Source organism: Gluconobacter sp. GP1 (assembly GCF_032913585.1).
Taxonomy (GTDB): Bacteria; Pseudomonadota; Alphaproteobacteria; order Acetobacterales; family Acetobacteraceae; genus Gluconobacter; species Gluconobacter cerinus.
In genome coordinates this window covers 4,181-7,685 of the sequence record NZ_JASGXC010000014.1, presented here as the reverse complement: position 1 = coordinate 7,685, position 3,505 = coordinate 4,181, and the positions used below count along the sequence as shown (strand labels likewise).

General features: G+C 61.5%; 3 protein-coding genes. All 3 read right to left on the bottom strand.

Annotated features, from left to right (window positions below; genetic code table 11):
- The coding region (locus R5H23_RS15935) for a UvrD-helicase domain-containing protein (RefSeq protein ID WP_317216019.1) at window positions 1–1,540 on the bottom strand (1,540 nt) is incomplete at its 3' end.
- A complete protein-coding gene (locus tag R5H23_RS15930) occupies window positions 1,533–2,216 on the bottom strand; it encodes a hypothetical protein (protein ID WP_317216018.1) in 684 nt (227 codons plus the stop codon). The genes R5H23_RS15930 and R5H23_RS15935, both read right to left, overlap by 8 nt.
- 10 nt (window positions 2,217–2,226) lie before the next feature.
- A complete protein-coding gene (locus R5H23_RS15925; RefSeq protein WP_317216017.1) occupies window positions 2,227–3,198 on the bottom strand; it encodes a DUF3991 and toprim domain-containing protein in 972 nt (323 codons plus the stop codon).
- Between the last annotated feature and the right edge of the window lie 307 nt (window positions 3,199–3,505).

Here is a 3,505-nt window from a genome sequence, read left to right as displayed (position 1 = left end):
GCATCGCGAGATACCCGCTCTCTTCGACCAGAACCCTCAGACGCTCTCCCAGACTGGGCTCGTCACTGCGAGCGCCTTTCAGAATCACGTCCAGGAAGCCGCGCAGCTTGTCAGCAGCTTTGCCAGTGCGTCCCTGCACCGTGCGCTCCGCTGCCTCGTACAGCGAGATCGCCTCCTCATCGGCGACCTGCTCGAATGTCGCCATGGCCTTGGCCCCGATCCCCCGGGCGGGCTGATTGACGATCCGGCGGAAGGCCTCGTCTGACTGCCGCTCATACGGAAAACATGTCAGACGGAGGAAGGCCAGCGCGTCCTTGACCACGCCACGCTGCCAGAAGGCGGTATCATTGACCAGCTCATACGGGATCTTTGCGCGCAGCAGAGACTCTTCCAGCAGCCGGGAGAGATGGTTGAAGCGATAGAGCACCGCCATGTCCTCGTAAGGCACGCCTTCCAGGGCACGACGTCCGATTTCGGCGGCAATTCCAGAGGCCTCGTCCTGACTGCCGGTGTGCCGCAGAATATCCACTGGCTCTCCATCTCCGGACGCGGTATACAGTGTTTTCTCCAGCCGGTTGGTGTCGTGAGAAATGACTGCGTTGGCCGCTGACAGGATATGACCGGTCGAGCGGAAGTTCTGCTCCAGGGCAATCATGCGTCCGGTCGGAAACTCCTTGAGAAAGCTTCGGATAATCCGGACATTGGCCCCACGCCAGCCGTAAATCGACTGCGCATCGTCGCCGACAACGAAGAGCTCGTTGTGGTCTTTGGACAGGCATTTCAGCCAGAGAAACTGGAGCCGGTTAACGTCCTGGAACTCATCGGCCAGCACGCAGTCAAACCGGTCCGCCCAGTCCCGTCTGTAGCGTTCGTCGCGGAGCATGGTCACGGTAGGCCATAGCAGAAGGTCTGCAAAATCCGCGCGATTGCTTTCGCGCAGCATCGCCTGATAGGCAGGATAGAGCACGGCCGCATCCCGCCAGACCATGATGTCATCGCCTTCGGTGATGGCATCCGTCGCAATCCGTCCCTCGACCCAGGCCACGGCATCCGGGGGAAGCACCATGTTTTCCTTGAGCATGGCGATGCGCGAGCTGACGGACTTCACACGCTTGCGAAACGTCTCTCCGTCATCGGCATTCATCACGCCTGCTTCAATCGCCTTTTCCAGAAGCCTGCGCACGATCTTCGTGCTGTCTTCGCTGTCACACACGTCGAACCCCGGACGCAGCCCGGCAATGTCGGGATCGGTCCGCAGCTGACGGCGTCCGTGCGCATGGAAGGTGCCCACCCAGTACGGGGCCTGCGCGATGTTCAGGGCCGCCGCGATCCGCGTCTTCATCTCCCCGGCCGCCTTGTTGGTAAAGGTCACGGCCAGAATGCGATCGGGCGACATCCGGCGTTTGACGACACGGTCGACAATACCGGCCACAAGCGTCTTGGTCTTGCCGGTCCCGGCACCCGCCAGAACAACAACCGGTCCTGTCTGACGCGCGGCGTCTGCCTGGGAAGGGGTCAGTCCGGAGAGATGATTATCCACGACCACGTCCCTGCTCCCGGGTGCCATGAAGAACCTCGCACCGCGTCGCACGGCGGCCATCAAGGCTCAGGATCACGTCCGGCTCCACCATCAGGTCAAACTCCTGCCCGAAGTCCCATGTCCCGTCCGCCAGAACCGTCCCTCCGACCACGAGACCGCGCAGCACGTCACCGCCGAACGCGATCTCGGCGTAGGTCTGCGGGAAAGGCGGCTGATTGTGCAGCAGGGCCCAGGTATGCCACACGCGGGTTGTCCCGGCATCGGCATGCCAGGCGGCGGTCAGTTCTGCGACATGTCCCAGAAGTGTGACGGCATCCGGGCGGTCGGGATGACGCGTACTTCCGGGAACGGTGCCAATCAGGACAAGCTGCTGCTCCCCCGCCTGGCAGGTCAGGAACCCACTGTCTCCGGTTGGAGACTGAACAAACAGGACGATGCGTCCGGAGAGATCCCAGCCTGCCGCACTCCAGCGTCCGCCAACCACGAGACCCTGACGCCGATCCGTCTGAGGACCGTATTCCACCAGAGCCCAGGGAATACGACATCCGAGGTCTGGCGTCAGGCGCAGATAATGGTCCGCATCCGGGTGCGCCAGAAAGGCCGCTCTCAGGGCGTCATTCTTTTCATGTCCGGGAAACAGAGCTTCCATGTCCCGTCGTGCCTTGTCATTCGTCATCAGTCTCTCCTCAGGCGGCGCGGGCGGCGGCCACAACAGTCTTCAGGGCGTCGTTGAAATCTTTGCAACCACCGTGGGGAATACGGCGGATCACGCGGACACCGGCTTCGCGGGCCAGCTCTGCAAGGCGCGCGGCATAGCGGTTTCCGGCATCATCATTATCGGTTGCAGCCACCAGAACGGCAGCTGGATCTTTTGCCATTTCAGCCAGTTCGGCCGTGAGGGCTTCGACCGTCTCCGGTCCCATGCCACCTGCGGTCGAGCAGTACAGGGTTTCGCGCGTGCGCTCGCTGTCGAGGGCGGCGTAGGACAGGGCATCAATGGCGGATTCACTCACCACCAGCCGACGGACCGTTCGGCCAAGGCCGGGCTGGAACCGGAAAAGCGTTTTGACCGTACCCGACAGACAGATGCCCTTGGTGTCCGGACCGCGCAGTTCCGCACCACAGATGGCTCCCGCGGCATCCCGGTGGCAGAACCAGGCGGCGTGATAGCCGTCCCGGATGCAGCCGGTCATGATGGCCCGACGCAGAACCCATTCCGGAAGGCAGCGCTCCTCGGTGAGATACGCCCAGACCTTCGTGCCGGATTTGAGCTCCTTCCTGGCCTGCCAGCGCTCGGCCGGGGCAACGTCTGGCGTTTTGGCCTGACGCTCGCGGACGTATTCTGCCCCCTTCGGTTCAATGCCCACCAGATGACCCAGCTCACGGCAGGCATCGCGAAACTTCAGACCGGGCGTCAGGCGCTGGATCAGGGAGAACACATCCCCCTTTTCGTCCGATCCCGTATCCCACCAGCCACGGCCTTCATGGTTGACGATAATCGTCTCACCCTTGCCCGCACGGTATTTCAGAGCGTTCCGCGTGCTTTCGGGCTTGTCGAGGAGGTAGCCATGGCGCTCAAGCAGCAGAGCACAGGAGACGCCTTTGACAATGTCGGTCCGGTCGTCATCAGACAGTCTGAACGGCTCAAAGCGTGCCATGATCGTCATCCTTTCTCGCTTCGGGGCGGCGCAACGGTCAGAACCGGCCTCAACGCCCCTGTGATCTGGGTTTAATTTAGGAAAAATCCGCAAGTATTGCAAGGAAAAACGGCGGTTTACTGCGGTTTTCATCGGTTTTTATTTGTCGTGACTTGCCCATATACAAACATCATCGCCACACACTTAACGAATACTTAAACAAGCCTTTCGTTCGACCCGTGCCGGAGGCAAAAAGGGGCGAAAGCAAGCGCAGCGACGCCTTTCGTCCCGACACTGCCAGGTCCGTCACAAACGCAGCGCAGGACAC

What these genes read in the sequence shown, in the direction of transcription:
- R5H23_RS15930 (WP_317216018.1), bottom strand. Translation starts at nt 2,216, where the DNA reads ATGACGAATGACAAGGCACGACGGGACATGGAAGCTCTGTTTCCCGGA.
- R5H23_RS15925 (WP_317216017.1), bottom strand. Translation starts at nt 3,198, where the DNA reads ATGGCACGCTTTGAGCCGTTCAGACTGTCTGATGACGACCGGACCGAC.